Annotated in this window: 24 protein-coding genes; 15 read left to right on the forward strand and 9 right to left on the reverse strand. The window is 42.6% G+C overall.

From position 1 onward, the window contains the following. Nucleotides 1-39 precede the first annotated feature (39 nt). Nucleotides 40-210, reverse strand: coding sequence for a hypothetical protein (locus V5M37_RS05260; RefSeq protein WP_423801088.1), 171 nt, complete (start codon nt 208-210; stop codon nt 40-42). Between the two features lie 181 nt (nt 211-391). On the opposite strand from V5M37_RS05260, the gene V5M37_RS05265 reads away from it, so the two are divergent. The 4 genes from V5M37_RS05265 to V5M37_RS05280 all read left to right on the forward strand — a co-directional run bounded on the left by V5M37_RS05265 (nt 392) and on the right by V5M37_RS05280 (nt 6,131). Next, nucleotides 392-1,423 (forward strand): asparaginase, encoded by a 1,032-nt coding sequence (locus V5M37_RS05265; protein WP_423801089.1) that lies wholly within the window; start codon nt 392-394, stop codon nt 1,421-1,423. 177 nt (nt 1,424-1,600) lie between these two features. Beyond that, a complete protein-coding gene (gene recQ, locus V5M37_RS05270) occupies nt 1,601-3,730 on the forward strand; it encodes a DNA helicase RecQ (protein WP_423801090.1) in 2,130 nt (709 codons plus the stop codon). 265 nt (nt 3,731-3,995) lie between these two features. Next, a complete protein-coding gene (yfkAB, locus tag V5M37_RS05275; protein WP_423801091.1) occupies nt 3,996-5,108 on the forward strand; it encodes a radical SAM/CxCxxxxC motif protein YfkAB in 1,113 nt (370 codons plus the stop codon). 96 nt (nt 5,109-5,204) lie between these two features. After that, the gene (locus tag V5M37_RS05280; RefSeq protein ID WP_423801092.1) at nt 5,205-6,131 is read left to right on the forward strand and encodes a ketopantoate reductase family protein; all 927 of its coding nucleotides are present in this window, start codon (nt 5,205-5,207) and stop codon (nt 6,129-6,131) included. 36 nt (nt 6,132-6,167) lie between these two features. Here the strand turns inward: V5M37_RS05280 and V5M37_RS05285 are convergent, their stop codons facing one another. Beyond that, nucleotides 6,168-7,343: an MFS transporter gene (locus V5M37_RS05285; RefSeq protein ID WP_423802576.1), complete on the reverse strand. Its 1,176-nt coding sequence runs from the start codon at nt 7,341-7,343 to the stop codon at nt 6,168-6,170. 361 nt (nt 7,344-7,704) lie between these two features. Here V5M37_RS05285 and V5M37_RS05290 point away from each other — a divergent pair, with 361 nt between their 5' ends. Beyond that, on the forward strand, nt 7,705-9,036 hold the full coding sequence (locus V5M37_RS05290; RefSeq protein ID WP_423801093.1) for a gluconate:H+ symporter: 1,332 nt from the start codon (nt 7,705-7,707) through the stop codon (nt 9,034-9,036). Nucleotides 9,037-9,080: 44 nt separating this feature from the next. Here the strand turns inward: V5M37_RS05290 and V5M37_RS05295 are convergent, their stop codons facing one another. Next, nucleotides 9,081-9,926 (reverse strand): MurR/RpiR family transcriptional regulator, encoded by an 846-nt coding sequence (locus V5M37_RS05295; RefSeq protein ID WP_423801094.1) that lies wholly within the window; start codon nt 9,924-9,926, stop codon nt 9,081-9,083. 6 nt (nt 9,927-9,932) lie between these two features. Then, a complete protein-coding gene (gntK, locus tag V5M37_RS05300; protein ID WP_423801095.1) occupies nt 9,933-11,477 on the reverse strand; it encodes a gluconokinase in 1,545 nt (514 codons plus the stop codon). A 220-nt stretch (nt 11,478-11,697) separates the two neighbouring features. Between gntK and V5M37_RS05305 the strand changes: the two genes are divergently transcribed. The 5 genes from V5M37_RS05305 to V5M37_RS05325 all read left to right on the forward strand — a co-directional run bounded on the left by V5M37_RS05305 (nt 11,698) and on the right by V5M37_RS05325 (nt 16,421). Beyond that, on the forward strand, nt 11,698-12,441 hold the full coding sequence (locus V5M37_RS05305) for an alpha/beta hydrolase (RefSeq protein ID WP_423801096.1): 744 nt from the start codon (nt 11,698-11,700) through the stop codon (nt 12,439-12,441). 66 nt (nt 12,442-12,507) lie between these two features. Further along, complete coding sequence (locus V5M37_RS05310; RefSeq protein WP_423801097.1) at nt 12,508-12,738, forward strand: hypothetical protein; 231 nt, start codon at nt 12,508-12,510, stop codon at nt 12,736-12,738. Nucleotides 12,739-13,013: 275 nt separating this feature from the next. Beyond that, nucleotides 13,014-13,982, forward strand: coding sequence for a ring-cleaving dioxygenase (locus V5M37_RS05315; protein WP_423801098.1), 969 nt, complete (start codon nt 13,014-13,016; stop codon nt 13,980-13,982). A gap of 179 nt (nt 13,983-14,161) precedes the next feature. After that, nucleotides 14,162-14,689 (forward strand): PadR family transcriptional regulator, encoded by a 528-nt coding sequence (locus tag V5M37_RS05320; RefSeq protein WP_423801099.1) that lies wholly within the window; start codon nt 14,162-14,164, stop codon nt 14,687-14,689. A 1-nt stretch (nt 14,690) separates the two neighbouring features. Next, complete coding sequence (locus V5M37_RS05325; RefSeq protein WP_423801100.1) at nt 14,691-16,421, forward strand: MFS transporter; 1,731 nt, start codon at nt 14,691-14,693, stop codon at nt 16,419-16,421. Between the two features lie 50 nt (nt 16,422-16,471). Here V5M37_RS05325 and V5M37_RS05330 read toward each other — a convergent pair whose 3' ends face one another. Both V5M37_RS05330 and V5M37_RS05335 read right to left on the reverse strand, forming a co-directional pair. Beyond that, the gene (locus V5M37_RS05330; protein ID WP_423801101.1) at nt 16,472-16,675 is read right to left on the reverse strand and encodes a YbdD/YjiX family protein; all 204 of its coding nucleotides are present in this window, start codon (nt 16,673-16,675) and stop codon (nt 16,472-16,474) included. Beyond that, on the reverse strand, nt 16,668-18,743 hold the full coding sequence (locus V5M37_RS05335; protein ID WP_423801102.1) for a carbon starvation CstA family protein: 2,076 nt from the start codon (nt 18,741-18,743) through the stop codon (nt 16,668-16,670). Before V5M37_RS05335 ends, V5M37_RS05330 begins: the two co-directional genes overlap by 8 nt. Before the next feature lie 186 nt (nt 18,744-18,929). Here V5M37_RS05335 and V5M37_RS05340 point away from each other — a divergent pair, with 186 nt between their 5' ends. From V5M37_RS05340 to V5M37_RS05360, 5 genes are all read left to right on the forward strand, one after another. Beyond that, on the forward strand, nt 18,930-19,691 hold the full coding sequence (locus tag V5M37_RS05340; RefSeq protein ID WP_423801103.1) for a threonine/serine exporter family protein: 762 nt from the start codon (nt 18,930-18,932) through the stop codon (nt 19,689-19,691). 16 nt (nt 19,692-19,707) lie between these two features. Next, nucleotides 19,708-20,154, forward strand: a complete 447-nt coding sequence (locus tag V5M37_RS05345) for a threonine/serine exporter family protein (protein WP_378587250.1) — start codon at nt 19,708-19,710, stop codon at nt 20,152-20,154. A 167-nt stretch (nt 20,155-20,321) separates the two neighbouring features. Beyond that, nucleotides 20,322-21,065 (forward strand): C39 family peptidase, encoded by a 744-nt coding sequence (locus V5M37_RS05350; RefSeq protein ID WP_423801104.1) that lies wholly within the window; start codon nt 20,322-20,324, stop codon nt 21,063-21,065. A gap of 480 nt (nt 21,066-21,545) precedes the next feature. Then, nucleotides 21,546-23,042: an amidase gene (locus V5M37_RS05355; RefSeq protein WP_423801105.1), complete on the forward strand. Its 1,497-nt coding sequence runs from the start codon at nt 21,546-21,548 to the stop codon at nt 23,040-23,042. A gap of 265 nt (nt 23,043-23,307) precedes the next feature. After that, on the forward strand, nt 23,308-24,336 hold the full coding sequence (locus V5M37_RS05360) for an ion channel (RefSeq protein ID WP_423801106.1): 1,029 nt from the start codon (nt 23,308-23,310) through the stop codon (nt 24,334-24,336). 35 nt (nt 24,337-24,371) lie between these two features. On the opposite strand, the gene V5M37_RS05365 is transcribed toward V5M37_RS05360, so the two are convergent. Genes V5M37_RS05365 through V5M37_RS05375 form a run of 3 tightly spaced genes read right to left on the reverse strand, consistent with a single transcriptional unit; the run spans nt 24,372 to nt 26,304 of the window. Continuing rightward, complete coding sequence (locus V5M37_RS05365) at nt 24,372-24,758, reverse strand: DUF350 domain-containing protein (RefSeq protein WP_423801107.1); 387 nt, start codon at nt 24,756-24,758, stop codon at nt 24,372-24,374. A 6-nt stretch (nt 24,759-24,764) separates the two neighbouring features. Next, the gene (locus tag V5M37_RS05370; protein ID WP_423801108.1) at nt 24,765-25,991 is read right to left on the reverse strand and encodes a glutathionylspermidine synthase family protein; all 1,227 of its coding nucleotides are present in this window, start codon (nt 25,989-25,991) and stop codon (nt 24,765-24,767) included. A gap of 1 nt (nt 25,992) precedes the next feature. Further along, the gene (locus V5M37_RS05375; RefSeq protein WP_423801109.1) at nt 25,993-26,304 is read right to left on the reverse strand and encodes a hypothetical protein; all 312 of its coding nucleotides are present in this window, start codon (nt 26,302-26,304) and stop codon (nt 25,993-25,995) included. Between the last annotated feature and the right edge of the window lie 43 nt (nt 26,305-26,347).

Consider the following 26,347-nt stretch of genomic DNA (forward strand, 5'->3'; position numbering starts at 1 on the left):
CTGTTTTTATAATAGTAAAGCTTTTTAAAAACACACAAACTAACTTGCTTGTTTGGGAATCTCTAAATGATTTGCGAAGTTACTTTGAATTTGAGCATCTAAAATAGATAATTCATATTGTTCTCTTTCTCTAAGTCCGTCCATAATAACGGATGTTGTATAATAAAAAAGAATAAATGAAGCAATTGTAACCAACCAAGCGAATGCCATTCTTAATTCCCCCTTTTAATAACTTAATTAAATTGTATATAATGTTTTCTTCCGTTTTCGTGACATAAGTCACATAGAACAGAGTAAAATTTGAACATTTTTAAAACATTTTTCTTGGTTGTGAAGGACCTATTTTTGTTCCATAATTGTTATAAGATTTTGAAACTTATATAAGGGATGAATGAACTTGAATTCTACCAACTTAGTAAACGTAACAAGAGGCAATTTAATTGAAAGCGTTCATCATGGACATATTGCAGTGGTGGATGCCAAGGGGAATTTACTTTATTATGCAGGCAATCCTGATGCAGTGGTATTCGCACGTTCCTCGATGAAACCGATTCAGGCCATTCCTGTAGTGGAAACGGGGACAGCTGATCATTATGGCTTCAGCGATGCCGATCTTTCGTTATGCTGTGCTTCGCACAATGGAGAGAAAATGCATACAGACAGGGTTCTAGCAATTCTTGCAAGGGCAGGCCTTGAAGACATTTGCTTGAAATGTGGAACCCATCCACCGCGATGGGAAGAGAGATATAAAGAGCTAATTCGTGAAGGTAAAGAGATTACTCCTTTATATAACAATTGTTCCGGAAAGCATACCGGGATGCTCGTGACTGCCAAACATTTAGGAGAAACACTGGAAAACTATTACGAGCTGAATCATCCCGTTCAACAGCGGATTCTTGCCGCTGTCAGTGAGATGACAGATTATCCGATAGAAAAAATAGAAATAGGTATCGACGGATGCGGCGTACCGGTTCATGGCCTGCCTCTTGAAAAAATCGCTAATGGATATGCCCGCTTGGCACAGCCTGATGCCCTGCCTGAAAATCGCCGTAATGCCGTTAGACGGGTGGCGAAGGCAATGATAACAGCCCCGGAAATGGTTGGTGGAACAGACCGTTTTTGTTCCGATTTTATGAGGATAGGAAAAGGCAGATTCATAGGCAAGGTTGGGGCTGAGGCTGTTTATTGTATAGGTGATCTTGAAACAGGGCTGGGGATTGCCATCAAGGTTGAAGACGGCAATAGCCGTGCCGTCTTTCCTGCAGCAGTCGAAGTGTTGAAACAACTGAATCTATTAACTGCGGAGCAAATTGAAGAACTTGCTGAGTACCACCGCCCGAAATTGCGCAATGCCCGTAAGGAGGTAATTGGTGAATTGGTAGCCGATTTTAAATTGCAGCCAGCCACATCCAGTCAGGTTTAATCTATTATTTTTTTGGTCGTGGTGTTATGAAAAGTTATAACACCCGACCGAAGAAAGAAATCAATTCTCCAGTCGTTATGAAGGCTCACCAAACCATAACTATTCAATTTTTCATATCTATTTAGAAAGTAGTATAATAGAAAGGAACTGAATTCAAAAATAAAAGGAGGACTTACCTTGTTTGAACAAGCACTTCCCCTGCTGCAATCCCACTTTGGCTACAGCTCCTTCCGCACCGGCCAAGAGCAGGCCATTCAATCCGTTTTAACAGGAAATAACACTATATGCGTCATGCCGACTGGCGGCGGAAAATCGATTTGCTACCAGATTCCTGCTCTCATTCTCCCGGGCACCACCATTGTTGTCTCCCCGCTGATTTCATTAATGAAGGATCAAGTTGATGCCCTTATTCAAGTAGGAATTCCAGCCACCTTTATCAACAGCTCTCTTAGTTTTCAGGAGGCCCATGATCGAATCCACGCGGCAAAGCACGGGGAATACAAATTATTGTACATAGCACCCGAACGGTTGGAATCGCCGGAATTCCTAAACGATCTTAGACAAATGGAAATCCCATTAATCGCAGTGGACGAAGCGCACTGTATTTCGCAGTGGGGCCATGATTTCCGTCCAAGCTATCGGCATATCCAAAAAATGATTCAAATGCTGCCGCAAAGGCCAAGCGTCATCGCTTTAACTGCAACGGCAACACCAAGGGTGCGGGAAGATATTTGCAGCCTGCTGGAAATAGATGAACGAAACACCATTATCACAGGCTTTGAGCGTGAAAATCTCTCATTCTCTGTCATTAAAGGACAGGATCGTCTTAAGTATCTGTTAGATTATCTGAAAAAGAATGACAAAGAGGCGGGCATTATTTATGCTGCGACACGGAAAAATGTCGATATCCTTTTCGAACGGCTCCGAAAGGAAAACATCAATGTCGCCCGCTATCATGCCGGAATGGGGGATGCGGAACGAGCCCTCGAGCAGGAACGGTTCCTAACAGACCAAGCTTCGGTTATGGTAGCGACCTCTGCATTTGGAATGGGAATCGACAAATCCAATATCCGCTATTGTATTCACCTGCAGCTTCCAAAAAACATGGAAAGCTACTATCAGGAGGCGGGACGTGCAGGCCGTGACGGACTCGCCAGCGGATGTATCGTGCTCTACTCGCCGCAGGATGTGCAAATTCAGCGTTTTCTAATTGACCAATCCAGCGATAGGACCAGAATGACTCAAGAACTTGAAAAGCTCCAGCAGATGGTCGATTATTGCCATACAGAAAGCTGCCTGCAGGAATTTATTTTGCATTATTTTGGTGAGACAGAAACGGAGCCGTGCGGCAGATGCGGAAATTGCACGGACGCAAGGACAAGCATTGATGTAACAAAAGAAGCGCAAATGGTTTTGTCCTGTGTGATTCGGATGGGGCAACGCTTTGGTAAAAACATCACCGCACAGGTATTAACAGGCTCGAAAAATAAAAAAGTCACCGAAATGGGTTTCGAAAGGTTATCAACGTACGGAATCATGAAGGACAAAAGTGCAAAGGATGTCAGTGATTTTATCGAATTCCTAATTTCGCAGGACTTACTAGCGATTGAGCAAGGTACCTTTCCAACCATTTATGTATCACCAAAGGGAAAAGAAGTTTTACTCGGAACTCAGCAGGTCCATCGCAGGGAAACTGTCCAGGTGAAACAAGTAACTAAGAGTGACCCATTATTTGAAGAATTAAGGGAAGCCCGCAAACGGATTGCCGAGGCAGAAAAAGTCCCTCCGTTTGTGATTTTCTCAGATGCAACGCTCAAGGATATGTGTGCTAAGCTGCCGAAAGCAAGTGAAGAAATGTTAAATGTGAGCGGGGTAGGGGAACACAAGCTTCAAAAATATGGACTGGAGTTTATCCAAGTGATTCGAGCGTTTTTAGAGGAAAACCCAAACTACCAAAGCGAATTAGAACCTGAACCGGTCGCGGCAAAAAAGCCGGCGAAAAAAACGGTGACAGATTCGCACTTAGAGACATTGAACCTGCATCAAAGCCAATTATCCATTCAGGAAATAGCCGAACAGCGCGAGTTGGCAGTAAGCACCGTCGAAAATCATTTGCTGCAATGTGCCCAGCAGGGACTTGCTGTTGATTTTACAAGGCTGATTCCAGGCGAGTATATTCCGCTTTTAGAAAAAGCAGTGGAACAAGCTGGCCGAGACCGCCTAAAACCTATTAAAGATTTACTTCCAGATGAAGTGAGTTATTTTATGATTAAAGTATATGTGTATTTTTTAAGCAAAAAAAAATAAAAACCTGGCTGTACAAGGCGCTAGTGTCAGGTACAGCCTTTTTTGAAAGACGGGAATATAGATTTCTGAAAATTCAAAGAGTTTGTCGATATTCCTATAAATTTGTTCTATTTCCCCGGCAATTTGTCGATAAACGGATAAGCAGATTGAAAAGCATCCATCTGAATATAAACGTAATGGTGTTCATAAGCTTTTGTGTACCATCAAATCCACAAAGTCGGCTATAATAATTAAGTTTGTTAGATTCGATTTAAAGGAGCAAATCATGAAAACTATGAGAAAAATTTCCCCTCAGTATGATCCTTGGGAAGCTTATCTGGATATTGAGCAGTACGGAAAACCACAGCTGACCAATATTGAATTTACTACCACAACACTATGTAATATGCGCTGTGAGCATTGTGCGGTCGGCTATACCTTGCAGACAAAAGATCCGGAGGCTCTTCCGCTTGAACTGCTATTACAACGGCTGGAGGAAATCCCGACACTAAGAGCCCTTAGCATCACTGGCGGCGAACCGATGCTTTCTCTTTCCTCGGTGAAGAATTATGTCGTTCCCATTTTAAAATACGCACATGAACGCGGAGTGCGGACGCAAATCAATTCCAATTTAACAATGGACCTCGACCGCTATGAACTAATTATTCCCTATTTGGACGTCCTACATATTTCGCATAACTGGGGAACTATAGACGATTTTGTTGAGGGCGGTTTTGCCCGGATGGAAAAAAAGCCTGATCACCAGCAGCGGGCTAAATATTTTGAAAGAATGATAGAGAACAGCCGCGAGCTTGTTAAAGAAGGTGTGATGGTATCCGCTGAAACAATGTTAAACAAACGGACGCTGCCGCATCTTGAAAAAATTCACCGGCAAATTGTCGATGAGATGCTTTGCCAAAGGCACGAGGTGCATCCGATGTATCCGAGTGACTTCGCTAGCAATTTGGAAGTGCTGACGCTCGAAGAAATACGAGAGGCGATCCATCGTTTGTTGGACACTAGGGATGAAAACACGTGGATGCTGTTTGGCACACTGCCATTTTATCCGTGCAACAATAATGAGGAGGACCTTAACCTATTAAAAAGGCTCTATTCCAGCAAAAATATCACCGTTCGTAACGACCCTGACGGCCGCTCCCGTCTAAATGTCAACATTTTCAACGGAGATATTATCGTAACTGATTTTGGTGATGCTCCTCCGCTCGGAAACATTCAAACGACGAAACTTCAAGATGCGTATCAGACATGGCAAACCTCGAACATAGCAAAAGAACTGAGCTGCCACTGTCCATCCGTAAGGTGTCTTGGCCCAAATATTCTTGTCAAAAACAGCTATTATCAAGACATTGATTTTTCAAAACGGCAGACCAATATTTAAAAGCAGGATGACAGAGTATCCTGCTTTTTTATCTTACTATTTAGTAAGAATTCCCTTATACTAGAATTATAGTTTTATACATAGGGGGTTTGTAGCATGAGGATTTTAGTCGTTGGTGCAGGGGCAGTTGGCGGATATTTTGGCGGACGCTTGCAGGAAAAAGGCGTTGATGTCACTTTTTTAGTAAGAGAAGGAAGAAAGAAGCAGCTTGACCAAACAGGGCTTGTCATTGATAGTGTTCACGGCAGCGTTACACTGACTCCAAAACTGATTTTGTCAGGAGAAGAAGCGGATGCGTTTGACTTAATCCTCCTCTCGACGAAAGCCTATCACCTGCAAGGTGCAATTGATAGCTTCCAGCAATATGTAAATGAAAAGACAGCCATTCTTCCATTATTAAACGGAATCTCCCATATTGAACAATTAGCAGCAGAGTTCGGCCAAGAGCGGATCATTGGCGGCCTGTGCTTTATTGAAACTACCCTAGACGAAGAGGGAAGAATCATCCAAACAAGCCCAAGACACGATATTGTCTTTGGTGAATTAACCGGTGAAAAGACTGAAAGAATCTTAAAAATTGAAGAAGCCTTCAGTGGCACTAGGTCTGGCTATCGACTCAGCGACAACATTAATCAGGATTTATGGAACAAATATTTGTTTATTACGATGATGTCAGGAATTACGACTCTGATGAGGGCGCCGATTGGACCAATCAGGGAAATGCCAAGCGGCCGGGCAACTATCGAAAAACTGTCACAAGAAATCATTTCCGTGATGAACAAAATTGGTGCGCCTCTACCTGAAGATATAGCAGCACTTCAACTGAATCAAATTGATAGCTTGGGCTACGCGATGAAATCCTCGATGCAGCGGGATATGGAGAAGCAGCTTTCTGTCGAAGCGGACCATCTGCATGGGTATTTATTAACGATCGCCCGTAAAGAACAAATTCCAGTTCCGGTTTTAGAAGCTGTTTATGCCAATTTAAAGGTGTATGAACTGCAGCTCCAGCAAGGCCAATAACATGATAAAAAGGGTGAGCGCATATGTGCTCACCCTTTATGCTGTATGCTTTGCCAGTTTAGGATGCTTATGCATGGATACTAGTAAAATCACACCGCTAATGATTAATAATGCGCTGGTGCTGATAAATACAGCCGAAAAACCAAGGTATCCGGAAATAAAGCCGCCGAGCATTGGGCCAATGATGTTTCCAAGAAACCTCAGACTGTTGTTATAGCCAAGAACCTCACCTTGCATGGCAAGAGGTGCCTCCTGGCGGATATAAGCAATTCGCACCGGAATAATTCCCCCGATGGCAACCCCTAGAACAAACCGAATGATGACCAGCTGCCAAAGATTTGTAACCGCGGCCCCAGGTAAGTAAATAATTCCCGCTAGGAAAAGAAGAATCACCAAAACCTTAATATAACCGTGCCGGTCAGCAATATTTCCCCATCTTCTGGACATCAATAAATTCCCTAAACCAGCAGCAGAAAAAGCAATTCCTGAATAAAAGGCGATATTTTTAGGGCCATGCAGCTCGCCTACAAATAGTGATAGGATAGGCTGAATACTAAAATGGGCGATTTGTACAAGGGCTGAGATGAGCAGAACAGTCAGCATGATCGGATTATGGATAATATGCTGGACAACTTCTTTGCTTGAATAGTGGGACTTCACTCCCTTTTTTACTTCCATTCGTACTTCTTTCACAGCCAGCACAAGCAGGGCGGAAAGGAAAATCGTGACGGAGGTCCACTTAAAAGTGTCTGCATAACCAAATGTATCGGCGAGAACCCCGCCAAGCATCGGGCCTAATAAGGAACCTGTAATACTTCCTGTTTGCAGGGTGCCGAGGACTCGGCCGGCAATTTCTTTCGGCGTTTGTGTGGAGATAAGTGCCTGGGACATCGGAATAAATCCTGAGAAGAAGCCCATAAAAAAGCGAAGCATGAAAAGCTGCCAAACCGATTGGGCAAACCCAATTAACAGGATCGAAAATGCCATCCCCATTCCGGAAATAATCAGGATTTTTCTTCTGCCATATCGGTCCCCGATCCGGCCCCAAATCGGTGAAAAGAGGAAGGCGGACACAAATGTAATACCGAATGTTAAACCTGACCAATGCTGGACGTATTTCTCTGAAAAATCACCCAGTGACTCGATGTACAGGGAGATAAACGGCAGAACCATTGTCATGCTTCCAGCTACAAAAAAGTTGGCGAACCACATGATGGCCAAATTTCGTTTTGCCTGGTCCTGTTGTTTCAAGTTATATAACACTTCTTTCCGTATTTATTTCGATTCTCTAAATATTATTTTACCGAAATTTCAGAAAAATTTAAATAGGAAATTTGTTGTCTTCCTTATTTTCAGGGGAAAGGCTGTATAGTATAAGCATTTATTTTTTGAAGAATAATAAGGTGAAATTTAGCAACTAAGAGATTGTTCCCGACGATGAGTTATAATGCAATAAATATTTTTTCAAAAAATGTATTGATTCAAGAAATATTTTTCCGTATAATGAGTTTTGCTTGAAAATGCTTTCATATCATTTATAAGTTTCATACATCACAGAAGGGTGGCAGTTATAATGGATGCATATTTGTTAATCATCACACTGCTGGCGATCATCATTGTCATTTTAGGAGTTTCTTGGTTTAAGTGGCATGCGTTTATAAGTTTAATGGTCGCAGCACTATTCTTGGCGATTTTTTCAGGAATGGGCTGGGACAAGATTGTCGGTTCTTATGAAACAGGAGTCGGCGCAGTCTTAGGACACTTAGTCGGTATTTTGGCACTAGGTACGATTTTAGGCAAAATGCTAGCTGAATCAGGAGCAGGCTTACAAATCGCCAATTTCTTTATTAAAGCATTTGGTGAAAAGAAGCTGCCATGGGCCATGTTTTTCTCAGGTTTTATTATCGGGATACCGGTTTTCTTTGAAGTAGGAATTTTAATTCTGTTACCGCTTGTTATTTCCATCCAAAAAGCGTCTAAACAAAATATTTTATTAGTTGGTCTGCCGGCTATCGCAGGTTTGTCTATCACACACGGTCTTGTCCCGCCGCATCCCGGGGCGATTGCGGCAATCGGAATTTATGGGGCTAATCTTGGAAAAGTATTGCTGTACTCTTTAATTATTGCGATTCCTACAGGTATAATTGGCGGGCCGTTATTTGCATGGATGATTAACAAACGGGTTATCCCGACCGGCGAACCAACGTTGGTGAAAATCGACGATCAAGCCGATAAAAAGTCGGTACCAAGTGTTGGTGTTTCCTTCCTATCGATCTTAATGCCAGTCATATTAATGATATTAGGAACAGCGGCACCATATTTGCATCTTTCAGCTGGTGCGCAAAAAGTGTTAACCTTTATCGGCAGCCCAGTCATCGCACTGTTAATTTCTTGTTTCCTAGCTTTTTATTTCCTTGGCTTCCGTCATGGAATGGATAGGAACTTAATTAAAAAACTCGTGGAAGAATGTATTATACCGGTAGGTTCAATTATTTTAATTATTGGTGCCGGCGGTGGATTTAAGCAAATTCTGATTGATAGCGGTGTGGCGAAGGTCATTGCTGATATGTCTCAAAATTTAAACATATCACCACTTGTGCTGGCCTTTTTGATTGCCGGGTTAATCCGGATTGCAACCGGCTCAGCAACAGTAGCATTAACGACTGCAGCCGGAATCGTCGCTCCCATTGTGGCCGGAATGTCCGGAGTCAATTTAGAATTGCTGGTTATAGCAACAGGCGCAGGCTCGTTAATGTTTTCACACGTCAATGACGCAGGGTTCTGGATGGTTAAAGAATACTTGGGACTGTCTCTTGAAGAAACCTTCAAAACGTGGACAGTACTTGAAACCATTCTTTCCTTTGTCGCCTTTATTGGGGCACTTATAGTGAATATGTTTGTCTAAGTAAAAAAGCAGAGGATGCCCCAAAAAGGCATCCTCTTTTAGATTTACATTCGAGTATTAGAAATGGCTTCTCTAACTTTATCAAGTGAGTTTTTGGCCTTTTCCTTATTGCGGATCATCATGTTGACATAAAGGGCATCTATCAAGCTTAATTGACCGATTCTCGAAGACAGTGCTTCGGAGCGGTATTCGGTCTCTTCAGAGCTTGTAAAAAGAGCAACATCCACGTTTTGTCCAATTGGTGATTTTGGATAGCTTGTAATACCGATTGTTTTGGCGCCATTATTTTGCGCTGTTCTTAAAATATTGATGGTGTCTTTGTTTGTTCCCGAATGAGAAATCACCACAGCCACATCTTTTTTGCCAAGCTGGGAAGCAGACATAAGCTGGAAATGGGAATCGATAAAGGCAAATGCTTTGATCCCTGTCCGGACAAATTTGTGGAAAGCATCCATAGCGATTACATTTGAGCCACCCGTTCCATAGAACTCAACCCGGTCCGCCTGCAATAATAAATCAACTGCCTTTTGAATAGAAGGCCCATCGAGAATCTGCAAGGTGTTTTCCAATGCTCTAATATTTGATTGGAAAATTTTCACTGCTACCGTTTTCTCCGTATCATCTTCCTTAATTTCTTCATGAATCTGTTGAATCGGTTCAAATATTTCAGAAGCGAGGGCAATTTTCATTGCCTGGTACCCCTTGAAGCCAATCCTTTTACAAAACCGAAAAACAGTGGCATCGGCGACATTCAAATCCTCTGCCACTTCGTTAATGGTGTTATGAATGATTTTTTCGGGACTGTCCAAGATGTAGTCAGCAATCTTTTTTTCTTTTTCACTAAGTCTTGCGTAATAGGAGCGAATTTTTCCTAGACAGTTTTGCGGCATTGGTGATTACCTCACCCATTTTTGCTGGAAGCTGCTGATGGCACCGTATTCTTCGCTTAACAAACGGGAAAGGCGGATATAAATCGGGATTAGATCCTGATAAATCTCCACGTTTTCTTCAATTGGCTGGTGGGCATGGGTGGAACCGACCAATTCTGACATAATCGAGAAATCTTCAATTTCCCCAAGTGCATACATACCAAGGACAACAGCACCTAGGCAGGAACTTTCAAAGCTTTCCGGCACAACAACTTCCTGGTTGAAAATATCCGCCATCATTTGTCTCCACAATGCTGACCGGGCAAAACCGCCTGTTGCCTGGATTTTTTGCGGTACGCCAATCATTTCCTGAAGGGCGAGCATAACGGTATATAAATTTAGAATGACACCTTCAAGGACAGAACGAATCATATGCTCTTTTTTGTGATGAAGGCCAAGTCCAAAAAACGAACCGCGGGCATTGGCATTCCATAAAGGGGCACGTTCACCCGCCAAATACGGATGGAAAATGAGCCCCTCTGCACCAGGTGTGACCTTGTCGGCAATTTTTGTTAAGACATCGTAAGGGTCGATGCCAAGTCGTTTTGCTGTTTCAACCTCCGACCAGGCAAGCTGATCACGAACCCAGCGGAAGGTCATCCCGCCGTTATTGACTGGACCGCCGACAACCCAATGATTTTCAGTTAACGCATAACAGAAAATTCTCCCTTTTGGATCAGTCACTGGCTTGTCCGTTACAGTCCGAATCGCGCCGCTGGTGCCAATCGTGACAGCCATTACTCCTGGGTCAATGGCGTTGACGCCGAGATTGGAAAGAACACCGTCACTTGCTCCGACTACAAATGGAGTGTTCCCTGATATTCCAAGCTCCTCGACATATTCATTTTTTAAGCCGGTTAAATAAAACTTTGTTGAAACTGGTTCAGGCAATTGTTCAGTGGTAATACCGGCAACACTTAGTGCTTCTGCATCCCAATTAAGCTGTTCGAGGTTAAACAGCCCTGTTGCAGAGGCGATGGAATAATCCATCACATAACGATTAAATAGCTTAAAGAATATGTACTCTTTAATACCGATAAATTTGCTGGTTTTGCTAAAGATTTCAGGATGATCCTCTTTTAGCCAAGTAATTTTGGCAAGAGGTGACATCGGATGAATCGGTGTTCCGGTTCTACGATAAATGGCAAGACCATTCAATTCGTTTTTAATTTTTTCAGCTGTTTCTGTAGCGCGGCTATCTGCCCACGTAATGCAGCGGGTAATTGGTTTACCGTTATCATCCATGGCGATAAGGCTGTGCATGGCAGAACTAAAGGAAACAAGTTTAAGCTGTTCCAAATTGATTTCGCCCTTTTTGATAGCTACTTTCATCGTTTCTAGGACAGCATGGAAAATTTCCTCCGGATCCTGTTCTGCAATGGACGGGGCAGGGCTGTATAAAGGGTATTCAACATGATGCATGCTGATAACTTTACCTTTTTCTGCAAAAAGAACTGACTTTGTACTTGTGGTACCAATATCAACACCGAGATAGTAAGAGGTTCTAGTCATTGGGTTAATCTCCTTTATGAAGCGTTATTGTATAGTTCAAAAAATTTTTACTCCAGTATCATTATATAAGAAAAAATATTCCTGCACACTACAATTTGTCCTATAACTATTGTTAAACATACATAAAGAGATTATTAGATAGTTTTAAAAAAGAAAGGGAAAAAGGTGTTTGCAGCGAATATTTTAAACGTATATGCAAATTATTACGGGAGGGAAGTTCATGTCTGAAAAATATCCAGTTCTAGAAGGTGCTGAACCGTTTTATTTTGAAGGAAATCGTGTCGGTATCTTGGTCTCACATGGTTTTACGGGGTCCACCCAAAGCATGCGCCCGCTTGGGGAGGCTTATGCCAAAGCAGGCTACACGGTTTGCGGGCCGCGCTTAAAAGGGCACGGAACACATTATGAAGATATGGAGCAAACTACATATCAAGATTGGATTACTTCGGTAGAGGAAGCTTACCAGTGGCTGCAGGAACGCTGTGACACGATTTTTGTGACTGGTTTATCAATGGGCGGAACATTAACCTTGTATATGGCTGAAACCCATCCAGATATTCGCGCGATTATCCCTATTAATGCAGCTGTTGATATTCCGGCCATGTTACCAGTCCGCCAATTAGAAGATGTGCGTTATTTAGATGCGATCGGTTCAGATATTAAGAAGCCGGGTGTCGTGGAACTTGCCTATGAAAAAACACCGGTTCAATCTGTGAAGGAAATCTTGACCTTTATGGATGAGGTAAAAGCAGACCTTCACAAAATTTCCTGCCCGGTATTAATTTTTGTTTCTGATGAAGACCATGTCGTCCCGCCGGATAACTCGCAAATCATTTATGATGACATTCGCTCAGAGGTTAAAGAACTTCATCGGTTGAAAGACAGCTACCATGTGGCCACACTTGATAACGACCAGCAGGTAATTATCGAAAAAACATTAGAATTTATCGGAAAAAATCTTTAATGGAGACAATTTTTTTGTCTCTTTTTTTTGCATTTTTGGAACAATATAGTGAAGGAGTGATGATTAGTGAACCATTGTGAAACTTTTTTACGAAGTAAGAACTGGATTGATAATGATTTGGATGCCAGGTACATAAATGTGAATCATCCCTATGCGATTCTGATTTCAGAGGATGAAGGGAAGATTACCTTAAGGGGAAACACCGGTTTTGATAATGGTCAGAATGGAGAAGAAATCTTCTCTTTTACCTCATTACAAGAGTTGCAGGAATGGTTTGAGAACAATATTGGGGAGTAGATTTTAGCGACAAAGCCACAGGAATGGATGGTCTGGAGTTATGTCGGTAGGAACAAAAACTCTCGCTTTCGTAAACCAAGTGGGAGTTTGTTTTCATTTAGTCGCTAATAGAAAGTCTATTGACATATAAATGTAAAAGGGTTACTATTATCTCAACTTCAAGATATCCTGTTTAGGGTAATTGAAGGTTATTTTTTAAATAATATCTCGAATTCGAGATAATTACATTTATTCTAAACGATTTTGAAAAAATAAGAATGTAAGGAGTGGAAGAAATGAAACTTTTAGGGTTACATCATGTATCGATTTTGACCGGAAAAGCAGAAAGAAATTATGAGTTTTATACAAAAATCTTAGGAATGAGATTGGTAAAGAAAACAGTAAACCAAGATGAAACATCGTCATATCATCTCTTCTATGCAGATGCAGAAGGAAATCCCGGCACGGAGGTGACCTTCTTTGACATTCCTAATCTTGGAAGTTCATATAGAGGAACTTCAGATATTTCCACTGTATCCTTAAGGGTGCCAACTACCGAATCTTTGTGGTTTTGGAAGGACCGATTGAATCAGGCTGGTGTTCAACATGCTGATATTGAAAAAAGAGCAAATCGTGATACATTAGCCTTCAAAGATTTCGATGGGACACGTTTAATACTGGTCGCCGACAACGGTGAAGAAGGTGTTAGGCCGGGGGTTCCTTGGGTACGGGAAGATATTCCAAAAGAACATGCCATAATAGGTTTAGGACCTGTTACCCTCACTGTCGGAATGGCAGAACCTACCATTGGTGTGCTTACTGAAGTTATGGGATTTCAATATGTGGGATCATACCCATCACTTGAAGGGGATTTTCCTGAAATATTGGTTTATGCAACAGGTGAAGGGGGCAGTGGCGCAGAAGTGCATATTGAAAGAAGGCCCGATTTGCCAAAAGCTCGATTAGGCCGTGGGGGAGTTCATCATGTTGCTTTCCGTGTTCCAAATGAAGAAGAATACAATCAATGGGCACAACGTTTGAAGGATTATCGTTTGCCGAACTCAGGAAAAGTAGAACGTTATTATTTTAAAGCATTATATTTCAGAGAGCCAAATGGCATTTTGTTTGAATTATCAACCGATGAGCCAGGCTTTGCAACAGACGAACCAATGGAAACAATGGGTCAAAAGCTGGCATTACCGCCATTTTTAGAGCCACGCCGAAAAGAGATAGAAGAAAAGCTGCGGCCGCTAGACCTAAATTAAATATAGCGCAATTAATGCAGCCCTTGAAGGGAGCCAATCGATTAGGATATCGATTGGCTTTTTAAATTTTATATAGCTGATTTTTTTAAAAAATATGAAATAATATCCAGTTTTTATATTGACATCATATATATTAACATTGATAATATAAACATAAATAATATTGAGGTGAACAATATATGAACATGCAAGATGTCATTCTAGGTTTTCTATATGAGGAGCCAATGAGCGGCTACGATATAAAGCAAATGATGGAAAATTCCGTTTCATACTTTTTTGATGCATCGTTCGGGGCTATCTACCCAGCATTAAGAAAAATGGAAAAAGAGGGACTGGTGGAAAAACAGGTCATTCAGCAGGAAGGGAAGCCAAACAAGAACTTATTTGCGATTACTGATGCAGGCCGGGAACAATTCCAGCAATACCTTAACAGTCCAATAAACCCAACTGTGACAAGATCAGATATCCTAATCCGTATTTTTTTCGGGCGGTTTACCACCAAGGAAAAGATCATCAAGTGGCTTGAGGAGGAACGTGAAAAGAACCAGGCGATGTATGACAATCTTACCAGAATCGATAAAATGTGCGGTTCAGACATGGAGCGCTACAAGCGGTTCACACTTCAGTTTGGGATTCGCCAGGCAGAAATGGTTGTGAACATGATTGATGAAGAATTAAAAAAGTTGAATAATAAAGGGGAGCAATAGCATGAAAGGGACGGGCGGAATGAAGGTAGTACTGTTAATGTGCGTAGGGGTATTTGTTTGTATGCTTGATTCAACGATTATGAATATTACGCTGCCGGCAATCCAGGACAGTCTGCATACATCGCTGGAAACGAGCTCGTGGATGCTGAATGTATACACGATGACGATTGCGGTTTTAGCGATTCCGTTGGCAAGGTTTGCTGAAATGTTTGGACGAAATAAATTTTTTATTGTCGGGTTGTTTATTTTCGGATTTGGCTCGGCTTTATGCGGCCTGGCATACAGCGGAGAATTCTTAATTGCCGCAAGGTTCATCCAAAGCTTGGGGGCCGCTATCCTAATTCCTTGTAGCATGGTGATTGGGATTGCTGCGATGCCGATTGAAAAAAGGGTGCTGCCATTGACGCTTCTTGGGGCAACACAAGGATTATCAACTGCTCTCGGTCCCACAGTCGGCGGGATTATCACGGAAAAGCTTAGCTGGCACTGGGTCTTTTATGTCAATGTACCGATTTGTTTACTTGCTATAGCCGCTTCTCTTATGATCTTAACGTTAAAAAACGAAAACAGAGTAAAATCATCCATCGATTGGTTCGGCCTAATCTTCTCGGTTTCTGCCATATTCCCGCTAAATCTAGTCCTAATCAAAGGGAACAATTGGGGCTGGGACAGCAGCCAGGCGATTATTTGTTATCTTTTAACAGCCGCATCCATTGTACTTTTTATTATTACAGAGAAAAAATCAAAAGCGCCGATGGTTAATTTAAATCTTTTTAGAGACCGTTTATTTACAGGTTCAGTTGTGATTGTGACTACAGGGTTCATCTTCCTTATTGGTGTCATGGTCCTGCTTCCACAGTTTTTAACCAACTTCCAGCACAAGACAGAGCTCCAAGCCGCACTCCTCGTCACACCTGTATCCGCCGCCATCTTTGTATTTTCCAACTTTGCAGGGTTGCTAACAAAAAAAATTGGCTACACGATTCCTGTCATGATTGGCTTTGCCATTATGGGAACGGCATATTATTTATTGCATAACTTAAATCTTCACAGCACATCAAAGGAGATTATACTGCTTTGCAGTTTGCTCGGGCTGGGATTTAGCTTCGTGATTTCTTCCGCAACAATTGCCAGCACGTCTTCGTTTGAAGGGGAAATGCTGACGGCATCTCAGAGTGTTTTTTCGATGCTGCGTCAGGTGGGAGTTGTTTTAGCTGTAGCAATTTTTGTGGCCGGGTTGACGAACAATATTCATGATAAAAAACAGGATGTTATGCATTATGCACAGCAAAAACTTGAAAAACTGAATGTGCCGGAAACCGTTAAAGCCCAGATTTTATCGGAAACAAAAAAATCGATCAACAATCAAAAACAAACGAAGAAAGCTGATTCAGACTTCATCACAAAAGCGGAGCGCCAGCAAATTATTGATGACAACGCTGCAAAAGTATTAGCCTCTATTCCTGAAAACCAAAGAAGCGCGGCCAAAGATCAAATTTATAAGCAAGTGGAAAAGCAAGTGGATGAGGAAATTGTTAAAACAGGTATTTTGGCTAAAGGCTATTCCAAACAAGTAGGAGATTTTGCTGAAAAAAGAATCTCGGCTAGTTTCGCAGAGCTTTATAAAACAAGTATTCCGTTTGTATTCCTTTGTGTATTAACTGGATTGATTTTTAGAGAAAGAAAAAATAAGCGGATTGTCCAAATGGCGAAATCACCTGCAGCCAATTAATAAAAAACAGCCTAAAACCCGTCCTAGGGTCTTAGGCTGTCTTTTCTGTTTTAACAGCAGCGTGAAACTTTACCGTCCTTAGCATTGTAACGCGCATCCTGGGCCTCACAGAAGAATTCTTTCCGTGTTTTAATAGGCTCGCCAGGATGGTGCGATTCCATATGAGCTACATATATTTCATAGCTTGGAACTCCAACCAGTAAACTAATAAACTGCTTACGGTAGGCGTTGAGCTTTCTCAAGCGATTAAGCATATTTCTTCAAATCCCCTTCGGTACGCGGAATAAATGGTTCTTCGTGTACCGTTAATTTTTTGCCGTTTAAAACCTGAAGCCAAATTCGAATGGCTGCGATTAATACCAAAATGACAACAACCATGAAAATACCCGTTAGTGTGGCATCCACGTAATCATTGATCAGTACCTGATTCATTTGTGCTGGAGAAGTCGCTGGTGCAAGAACCTTGCCGGCATCATTCGCTTCTTTGAAAATTTTGGCATGAGCAAGGAAGCCGATTTTAGGATTTTCATGGAATAGCTTTTGCCAGCCTGCTGTTAGGGTAACAATTAATAGCCAAGCGGTTGGCACCAAGGTAACCCAGGCATACGCTTTTTTGCCCATTTTAAAGAGAATCGTAGTTCCAAAGAGCAGGGCGATTCCAGCCAGCATTTGGTTGGCTATACCGAAAAGCGGCCATAGTGTATTAATACCGCCAAGCGGGTCAATAACGCCTTGATACAGGAAGTAACCCCAGAATAGAACGCATAATGCGGTTGCAATAAGGTTTGGAACCAGCGCGTCAGTTTTCGCAAATGGCTTATAAACGGTTCCTAAAATATCCTGGATCATAAAGCGGCCGACACGAGTACCGGCGTCAATAGTTGTTAAGATGAACAACGCTTCGAAAAGAATCGCAAAATGGTACCAGAATGCCATTAACGCCTTTCCGCCAATAACTTTTGAGAAAATAACCGCCATACCAATCGCTAGGGTTGGGGCACCGCCGGTTCTGGAGAGAATCGAAGCTTCCCCTACATCCTTGGCATAATTCGCTAAATCTTGAGGAGTGACCGTAAAGCCCCAGCTGGATACAACAGAAGCAGCTTGGGTAACGTCCGTTCCGATTAAGGCAGCAGGGCTGTTAATCGCAAAATACACACCGGGATGCAGCACGCAGGCAGCGATCATTGCCATGACGGCGACAAACGATTCTGTCAGCATCGCACCATAGCCGATTGGGCGGGCATGAGATTCTGTTTCAATCATTTTAGGTGTTGTACCGGATGAAACGAGAGCATGGAAACCGGAAACAGAACCGCAGGCAATAGTTATGAATAAGAACGGGAAGAGGTTTCCTGCAAATACTGGACCCGTACCATCAATAAAATTCGTTACACCAGGCATTTCTAGGTGTGGAGCAACTACGACAATACCGATGGCAAGTCCCATAATGGTACCCACTTTTAAGAACGTACTTAAGTAATCGCGTGGTGCGAGCAGCAGCCAAACAGGCAGCACAGATGCAATAAAGCCATAAATAATCATCATAATGGCAATCGCTTCGCCTTTGAACGTGAACATGGCTGCTAAAGTTGGGGTTTCGGCAACTGTCTGTCCAAAAACTAAGGCAAGTAAAAGTAAAACAATACCGATAATGGATGCTTCGCCAACGCGGCCAGGGCGGATGAAGCGCATGTAAATTCCCATTAATATCGCAATCGGAATCGTTGCTGCAATCGTGAACATTCCCCACGGGCTTCCTACAAGTGCTTTTACGACGACAAGGGCTAAAACTGCTAATAAAATAACCATGATTCCTAAAATCCCGATCATCGCAATGACGCCTGTAACCTTGCCCATCTCTTCTTTAATCATCTCTCCGAGTGATTTACCGTTGCGGCGCATGGAAGCGAAAAGAATAACAAAATCCTGAACAGCACCAGCCAAAACAACACCAACGACAATCCAAAGTGTTCCAGGCAAATATCCCATTTGAGCTGCGAGAATGGGACCAACTAATGGTCCTGCACCGGCAATAGCGGCGAAATGGTGGCCAAATAAAACCCATTTGTTTGTCGGAACAAAATCTTTTCCGTCGTTATGAATTTCGGCAGGGGTTTTCCTTTTATCGTTTAACTGAAAGACTTTTTCTGCGATAAACTTGCTGTAAAATCGGTAAGCAATGGCATATACGCAGACAGCGGCTGTTAACAGCCAAATCGCACTGATGCTTTCACCCCTGTTTAAGGCCATCACGGCAAAACCTGCTGCACCGAGGGCGGCAATGACTCCCCAGATAATAATGGATTTAAACGCTTTCACAAAAATTCACACCTTTCCTATTTAGAATAATATTATTATATTTTATTATTTTCTGAATTCAAGCGAATTTTTTGTGAATTTTGACAAATTTCCCGAAATTTTGATAAACTGACTAGAAATTGCCTTATAACAGGTTTTTGAATTAAACTATTTATCAAATGTTGAAATTGACGTGGTGAGATATAGATGAAAAATGAAGCAGAACGAACGTATGAAATTATGGAGGTTTGTCTTCTGGCGGGGAAAATTATGCTGCAGAGCGGCGGGGAGACGTATCGGGTGGAAGATACGATGATGCGGATGGCAGCCTCGTTCGGGATTGAAAAGTCACATAGCTATGTTACGCCAACGGGCATTATTTTTTCCGCCGAAGGGGCGGAACCGACAAAAACCAAGTTGATTAGAATCTCAGAGCGTTCGACAGATCTAGAGAAGGTTGCTATCGTGAATAGTATTTCACGAAAAATATCAAGCGGTGATCTGGATAGTAAAGAGGCGATGAAACAGCTAAAGGAAATTGAAGCCAAGGACCTTTCCTTCCCATTTAGGATGCAGGTCGCGGCAGCCTCCTTAGCAAGCGGCTGTTTTATGATTATGTTTAAGGGTGAATGGAATGATTTTTTGCCTTCAATGATTGCCGGAGGTGCGGGATATTTAAGCTTTGTTTATTTCCATCGCTTTGTACCGATCAAGTTTTTCTCCGAGTTTTTGGCGGCATTTGTGATTGGGCTGCTTTCTTTGCTTTTTGTAATCGTCGGGGTGGGCCATCAGCTGGATAAAATCATTATTGGATCGGTCATGCCGTTAGTACCCGGTCTATTAGTAACCAACGCCATTAGAGACTTAATGGCAGGCCACCTTGTTTCTGGACTGTCAAAAGGTGCCGAAGCGTTTCTGACAGCCTTTGCCATTGGGGCTGGAATTGCGGTAATACTGAAATTCTTGTGAGTGAGGTCTTGGAAAAGTGGATATTTTAGCTCAGGTCATAACCAGCTTTATTGCAACAGGGGCATTTGGCATCCTTTTTAATGCACCGAGGAATACCTTGGTGAAATGCGGGTTGATTGGTGCAGGAGGCTGGCTGGTTTATTATCTTGTAGAAGGATATTATGATGATCCTGTTTTAGGAACATTACTGGCGACGGTCTTTATAGCTGTGCTAAGCCAGGAGTTGGCAAAATTATACAAAACCCCTGTGATTATTTTTAGTGTTGCGGGAATTATTCCATTAGTTCCAGGGGGACTCGCTTATAATGCCATGAGAAATTTTGTGGAAGAGAATTATAACACTGCACTTGGTTCTGCTGCTCAGGTTTTGATGCTTGCGGGAACGATCGCCTTTGGGTTAGTTTTCTCAGAAGTGATCAATCAAGTAATTCGGAAAATCAATGAAAGAAAGTTAAAAATATAAATTCTTTCTAAGGGGCTGTTCTTGTTCTTTCATCTTTATACCTGGAACAGCCTCTGGATATCATTTGGAAACTTTTCCTCTTTTAGGTTCTTTTAATGTTTGGTATAGTAATATATTAGTATATTAGTACTATATTTAATTGTTAACAGGAAAGGTATTTATCAAATATGAAGAAAACGATTATTGTGCTTATTGTTATCTTAGCGACTCTTTTTGGTACAAAAACCATTATTGGGGTCCAAGCAATAAGATCGGCAATAGAATCGGTTTTGGAAGCTCCGCCTCTAAAAACACGCCAGATAGCGCTTCAAAAAGATACTCCTATTTTACCTGAGAGCAAACTGCTTGATGTCCCGTTGATTAATCAAATGGATAAGCCGCTGCTCTATAATGGCTGTGAAGTGACAAGCCTTGCGATGGTAATGCAATATCATGGAATCAAAGTGACAAAAAACGAGCTTGCTGAAAATATCAAAACAGTCCCGTTTACCTATAGCAATGGTCTTAAAGGAAATCCAAATACCGGATTTGTTGGAGATATGGCACATGGGCCGGGACTTGGGGTGTACAATGGTCCCGTTTACGAGCTTGCCCAAAAATATGCTGGGGAACGTGCCATAAATTTAACGGGCAGTCCATTTACAGACCTGTTGAAAAAAGTAAACCAAGGACATCCAGTTTGGATTATCACGACAACAGGCTTTGCTCCGGTAAACGTATTTCAAACCTGGAATACCCCAGACGGAAAAATCGACATCACCTTCAGTGAACACAGCGTGGTGATTACTGGTTATGACCAGTCCTACATTTATGTCAATGACCCATACGGTACAAAGAACAAAAAATTGGACCGAGAAAACTTCATCAATGCCTGGGAGCAAATGGGCAAACAAGCAATAGTGATCCAATAGTTTCCCGAAAATTGGACGAAGGCAGAGGAATAGCTCCCCTGCCTTCTAATGCTTTCCTTATTTTAGGATTTATCGTAACTTGAATTGCTGCAAGTTCATTATGCTGCCTTCATGTAAAAATTTAAATATTTCTTAATTAAATATGCCGCGGTACAATTTCCACCAGTAGGTTTTATAAACCTAAACGATGCCAGCCCTACCTCTCTAACATCCTTACGGCTCCGAGGCCGTTCCAGTGTGAATAAGTCTTTCCAAAAAAAACACGAGTGAAAAGCCAGAAAAATTCTTACATTGTGTATCTTCTATTTATTTCAAGTTATACAAATGAAAAGCAAGAAAATTAATAATACATGATTAGTTGAAGTTTGTCAATAGATAATGTAAAAATGACTTCGCGGTTACCGCTTTTTTTAAACATTTCTTTAAAAAGGATTATTTGAATAGTAAATAGAAGTATTTATTTAAAAAGGGGGGGACCAGATGGAGGGCTTTCATTATAAGAATTATGACGGACTTGGATTGGCGGAGTTGATAAAAAAGAAAGAAGTGAAACCGACCGAGGTGTTTTCGGAAGCCATCAAAGCTATTGAGGAACATAACCCAAAGCTTAACGCTGTGATTAATAAATTTTACGAAAAAGCTGAAAAACAGTTGGTAAATGTTGATTTAGAGAGGACCTTTGCAGGTGTGCCAATGCTGTTAAAGGATATTGCTCAAGAAGTGGAAGGGGAGAAGATTACGGCTGGTTCTAAGGCGTATCAGGGCTACCGGGCAAAATCAGACTCCACCTATGTAAAGCAAGTACGTAAGACGGGCGCCATATTTGTCGGGCAGACTAATGTACCGGAATTCGCCTTAATGGGCATTACCGAGCCAAAGTATTATGGTCCTACCCGAAATCCATGGAATCTAGGGCATACACCAGGCGGTTCGAGCGGCGGTTCGGCAGTGGCGGTTGCAACCGGGATGGTACCGATTGCTGGCGCAAATGATGGCGGCGGGTCGATTCGGATTCCGGGTTCTTATTGCGGGCTGTTTGGAATGAAGCCAACAAGAGGCAGGACGCCGGTCGGCCCTGTTTACGGCCGGCTCTGGCAGGGGGCTTCTGTTGATCATATCCTCTCAAGAACGGTAAGAGATAGTGCGGCGATGCTTGATGAAATTAAGATTTACGAAAAAGCGGCTGCCTTTCATGCCCCGCCATTTGATGGCTCCTACTTTCAACAGGTACAAGGCGGAACGGCAGAGAAATTAACGATTGCTTTTTCGATTCAGTCTCCCTTAGGGGCGGAGGTCCACAAGGAATGTCAGGAGGCAGTCTATAAAACAGCCAGGCTGCTGGAATCAATGGGTCATAATGTGGTCGAAATGGATGCGCCTGTGGATGGCAGGAAAATTGCAAAAAGCTATTTAACGATGTATTTCGGGGAAGTTGCTGCGACATTGGCATCTCTAGAAGATGTCCTTGGCCGGAAAGCGAAGATGAGCGATGTGGAGCTGCCTACTTGGATTTTAGGATTAGTTGGAAAGGCCACATCTGCTGAAGAAATAGTTTTAAGTATTCGCGAATGGGATAATGCGGCCATTGCAATGGAAACATTTCATGAAACATACGACTTCTTTATGACGCCAACGACCGCTTTCCCTCCGGCAAAAATCGGAGAACTTGAGCCAACCAGTTCAGAGAAACTGGCGATGACTGCTGCAGGGAAGCTATCCTTGAGCGGTATTTTGAAGAAGGTCGGCACGGTCGAACAGGTAGCGGAAAATAATCTGAAGAGAACTCCTTTCACACAGCTTGCCAATTTAACCGGTCAGCCAGCGATGACAGTTCCGGTGCATCTCACCCCGGATGGACTGCCGGTCGGAGTACAATTCATGGCCGCCCGGGGACGGGAAGATTTATTGTATGCTCTAGCCGGACAGCTTGAACAAACAGAAATATGGATCCCGGTGCAATCGAATCCGTTATTTTAAATTCGATTTGGTGGTGGAGGCAGGCATAACTCCTGAATTAAATGAAAGTATCACTGCTTCTGTCGTTATGCAAGGTTTATAACGCCCGAACCGGATGAAAAGCGGAGTCTTTGGTCGCTATGAAAGGTTTATAACGCCCGAACCGGATGAAAAATGGAGTATTCGGTCGTTATGGAGGGTTCATAACACCTGAACTGGATAAAAACAGGAGTCCTAGGTCGTTATAAAACTTAAAAACAAATTCATGCAAAGGAGGTGTCCCTTCATGATCTTCTTCCGAAGATTATTTCTAACGGCATCCAAATACCGCTATCGAACCGTCATCCTTTTCACAACCATTTACATATTTATCAATGCAGAGATTATGAGAATGCTAGAGCCGAAAACCTTTGAAAATACCTTTCACGCGGTCTGGTGGATTCTGACCACAATGACAACGGTCGGATACGGCGATATTTACCCAACGACGCAGTTGGGGCGGACCTGGGCGATGGTCATCGTCTATACGCTGGGTATTGGGCTTTTCGGCACCGTCATCGGGATGATTATCGACAGTGTTTCCAGGTATAAGCAAATGAAGGAGGAAGGCAGGATGACCTTCAAAGGTGAAAATCATTTTGTCATTGTTGGCTGGACAGCCAAAAGCAAAAACACGATTAAAGAGCTGTTTGCAGCGGAGCCCAAAACTGAAATTGTACTAATAGAAGAGTTGGAGAAAACACCGTATGAGCATGAACGGTTCCTCTACATACAAGGAAGCCCTACCGATGAGGAGACCCTCAAAAGGGCAAGAATCGAAAAAGCAAAAGCGGTATTGCTGTTTGCTCCTGACGGCATCACCAATCCCGATTTAGCTGACGGGAAAACACTCCTAACGGCTTCCTCCATCGAACGCTATGATGAGGGAACAGAAAGTAATATTTACACCATCGCAGAAATATTAAATGAAAGGCATGTCGGTAATTTCAACCATGTAAAAGTAGACGAGTTCATTCTTTCACACCAATCTGTATCCAACCTTATGGCCAAATCCGCCCAAACCAAGGGTACGAGCCATCTTTTTACACAATTATTAAGCAGAAGGGATGGGGACGCTGGGAGCGACCTTTGGGAGGTCGAATTAAAACCGGAATGGAAAACATACGGCGAGGCCTACGAATTCTTGAAAAATAAAGGAGCCCAACTGATTGCCGATCGGGATGACTTAAACATCCTCAAAAAATGGCACGACCCTATCCCAAAAGAAGCGAGACTGTTTGTTATTTGCGACAAAAAAACTTATCAAAAGATATAAAAAACGCATCCCGGCGGAGATGCGTTTTTTTTCACCTAATACGTTAAACATCCGGCGATGATCACACCGATAGAAACCGACAAAAACATCAAAAAAAGTCCAACGGCCTGGTTATCGTCCTCGATGCTTTGATTAACATTAAACTTTGGTGTCAGCCACTCTGCCAAATAAAATACAATAATCTGCGCTAAAATACCAATTCCGCCCCAAATGGCCATATCCGCCAAAGAAACCGAATTAGCTGCCGTAGAATACAGCACAATCGCGAGGCCCAGCAGTCTGCCGCCAAGAACAAAACTCGCTGCCTTATTCCCTTTAGCTATTAACGAAAATTCCTTAACCTTGGTTGTGACCTCCATGAGAAAAAGCCCAACAATTAACAAACCAAGCGAAACCGCCAAATATAATAAAAAATCCGTCATGATCCATTATTCCCCCTTTTTTACTCCAACTGGCAAAAAGTAAGACTCATTGCCGGTAATTTTTCCTCCAGCTCGGATTCCAATCGCACTTGGTTTTCCAGCGATGAGGAAGGATCCAATAACATAGGAAAGCTCTTCCAGCCCCTTTTCTGTTTCAAGCGTTATAGTCGGAAGCGAACAATAAGATTGATAGACTGACAATTCATCCTTATAGGTTGCAAATGCATTCTGTTCATAAACCCTAGCATGAGCATCCCAAATCGTCACTGTGTCCCCCTCCCGCCCAAAGGACGGCTTTTCAACATAGGGTACCTTGCCAACAAAGGCATCCGGATCAAGATAGGTCGGCAGCATATATTCCTTGATCCAGCCTAGTTCTTCCTCAGAATAAAAAACGCCTTGCTCTGCCAATCCCCAAATTAAGCATTGGACCGATTTTGGCTGGAGCAAAAAAGCTGAAATAGGATTGACCACAGCCAGCTTTCCATCTTTTACTAGCTGTAGAAGTTCAATACCAACTTGAGCGCCGCTGATTGGATCTCTGTCCTCCAGTAAATGTTCAAGCGGGTATGTCTGCCGGTATAGTACATCGATAGGGATCCCATCGGCATCCGCTAAAGCACCATCTGTAATCCGGAGGTCAGCCAATGGAACCAATTTATTTCTTACCTGACAAAGCTCGCTTAAATAAACGCTGGTCTGCCAATCTTCCATGTGATCCTGATGGGCTGTAAAAACGACATTAGGGGAGGTTTTTCCCTCAGCAGCCTCTAATACCGCTTTGGTAATGCCTGAAGAAAGAAGCCGCTCCCCGCCCTGATTCGGGTCGATTAAGCCAAATTCCTTGCCGACCTTCCCGTTGATGTGGAAGCATTCCACAATAAAGGTCGGCGTGTCACTGTTGAATTCCAGCAACTTCACACCCGTTTCTGTTACAGCAAAATCAAACCGGGAAATCACCGATTCCGGAAAAAGATTTTTCAATCGTAAAAATGGAAGGCTCTCAAGCGGGTATCCAAGCTGCAAGAGCTGCTCATCTGGAAGGCTCCGCATAAGTGTTGCTGTTTTAAAAAGGACTCTGCCCATTCGCTCCGTTGCTTCTCTAATCAGCAAAGAGGTCGTACTTGAAATGGGGAAAGTGTGAAATAAACTGTATTCACTGCCATATAAGTCTGACCAAAACGACGGGAATTGCGAATAAAACTGTCTGCGCCGTGTAGAATAATCCCCCATTCTAACCTCCAAATCCGCCCTTCGTTCCGCTGCCAAAGCCTCCTTTAAAGCTGGATGAGGAATGATAGGACTTATAGGAGGAGGATTTTAGAAGTGAAGATTTATTTCGGAAATATTTGCCGCCATAAAAAAAGTGTCCATAATGGCTAGAACCTGTGTCGTCACATTGCCAGACACCTTGCTCATCATCCCAATCCCAGTCCCGGCAGCTACTGTCATCCGGCTGGGGCGGCAGGTCGTCGGAACAGCCAGCGATCGTTCCGGCCATTAGAGAAGTAAGAACGCCCGTGATAAGCAATCTAGTTTTCTTCAAACTTCTCACTCTCCTTTTTCAATTTGTAATTTTATTATAAAAT

This window comes from Neobacillus sp. SAB-20_R2A, assembly GCF_049568635.1.
Lineage (GTDB): Bacteria > Bacillota > Bacilli > Bacillales > Cytobacillaceae > Neobacillus > Neobacillus citreus.

What these genes read in the sequence shown, in the direction of transcription:
- yfkAB (WP_423801091.1), top strand. Translation starts at nt 3,996, where the DNA reads ATGAAAACTATGAGAAAAATTTCCCCTCAGTATGATCCTTGGGAAGCT.
- V5M37_RS05330 (WP_423801101.1), bottom strand. Translation starts at nt 16,675, where the DNA reads ATGCTTAATCGCTTGAGAAAGCTCAACGCCTACCGTAAGCAGTTTATT.
- V5M37_RS05285 (WP_423802576.1), bottom strand. Translation starts at nt 7,343, where the DNA reads ATGTGGTTCGCCAACTTTTTTGTAGCTGGAAGCATGACAATGGTTCTG.
- V5M37_RS05320 (WP_423801099.1), top strand. Translation starts at nt 14,162, where the DNA reads ATGAACATGCAAGATGTCATTCTAGGTTTTCTATATGAGGAGCCAATG.
- V5M37_RS05265 (WP_423801089.1), top strand. Translation starts at nt 392, where the DNA reads ATGAACTTGAATTCTACCAACTTAGTAAACGTAACAAGAGGCAATTTA.
- V5M37_RS05340 (WP_423801103.1), top strand. Translation starts at nt 18,930, where the DNA reads ATGAAAAATGAAGCAGAACGAACGTATGAAATTATGGAGGTTTGTCTT.
- V5M37_RS05315 (WP_423801098.1), top strand. Translation starts at nt 13,014, where the DNA reads ATGAAACTTTTAGGGTTACATCATGTATCGATTTTGACCGGAAAAGCA.
- V5M37_RS05305 (WP_423801096.1), top strand. Translation starts at nt 11,698, where the DNA reads ATGTCTGAAAAATATCCAGTTCTAGAAGGTGCTGAACCGTTTTATTTT.
- V5M37_RS05280 (WP_423801092.1), top strand. Translation starts at nt 5,205, where the DNA reads ATGAGGATTTTAGTCGTTGGTGCAGGGGCAGTTGGCGGATATTTTGGC.
- V5M37_RS05290 (WP_423801093.1), top strand. Translation starts at nt 7,705, where the DNA reads ATGGATGCATATTTGTTAATCATCACACTGCTGGCGATCATCATTGTC.
- V5M37_RS05350 (WP_423801104.1), top strand. Translation starts at nt 20,322, where the DNA reads ATGAAGAAAACGATTATTGTGCTTATTGTTATCTTAGCGACTCTTTTT.
- V5M37_RS05355 (WP_423801105.1), top strand. Translation starts at nt 21,546, where the DNA reads ATGGAGGGCTTTCATTATAAGAATTATGACGGACTTGGATTGGCGGAG.
- V5M37_RS05370 (WP_423801108.1), bottom strand. Translation starts at nt 25,991, where the DNA reads ATGGGGGATTATTCTACACGGCGCAGACAGTTTTATTCGCAATTCCCG.
- V5M37_RS05295 (WP_423801094.1), bottom strand. Translation starts at nt 9,926, where the DNA reads ATGCCGCAAAACTGTCTAGGAAAAATTCGCTCCTATTACGCAAGACTT.
- V5M37_RS05365 (WP_423801107.1), bottom strand. Translation starts at nt 24,758, where the DNA reads ATGACGGATTTTTTATTATATTTGGCGGTTTCGCTTGGTTTGTTAATT.
- gntK (WP_423801095.1), bottom strand. Translation starts at nt 11,477, where the DNA reads ATGACTAGAACCTCTTACTATCTCGGTGTTGATATTGGTACCACAAGT.
- V5M37_RS05360 (WP_423801106.1), top strand. Translation starts at nt 23,308, where the DNA reads ATGATCTTCTTCCGAAGATTATTTCTAACGGCATCCAAATACCGCTAT.
- V5M37_RS05260 (WP_423801088.1), bottom strand. Translation starts at nt 210, where the DNA reads ATGGCATTCGCTTGGTTGGTTACAATTGCTTCATTTATTCTTTTTTAT.
- V5M37_RS05325 (WP_423801100.1), top strand. Translation starts at nt 14,691, where the DNA reads ATGAAAGGGACGGGCGGAATGAAGGTAGTACTGTTAATGTGCGTAGGG.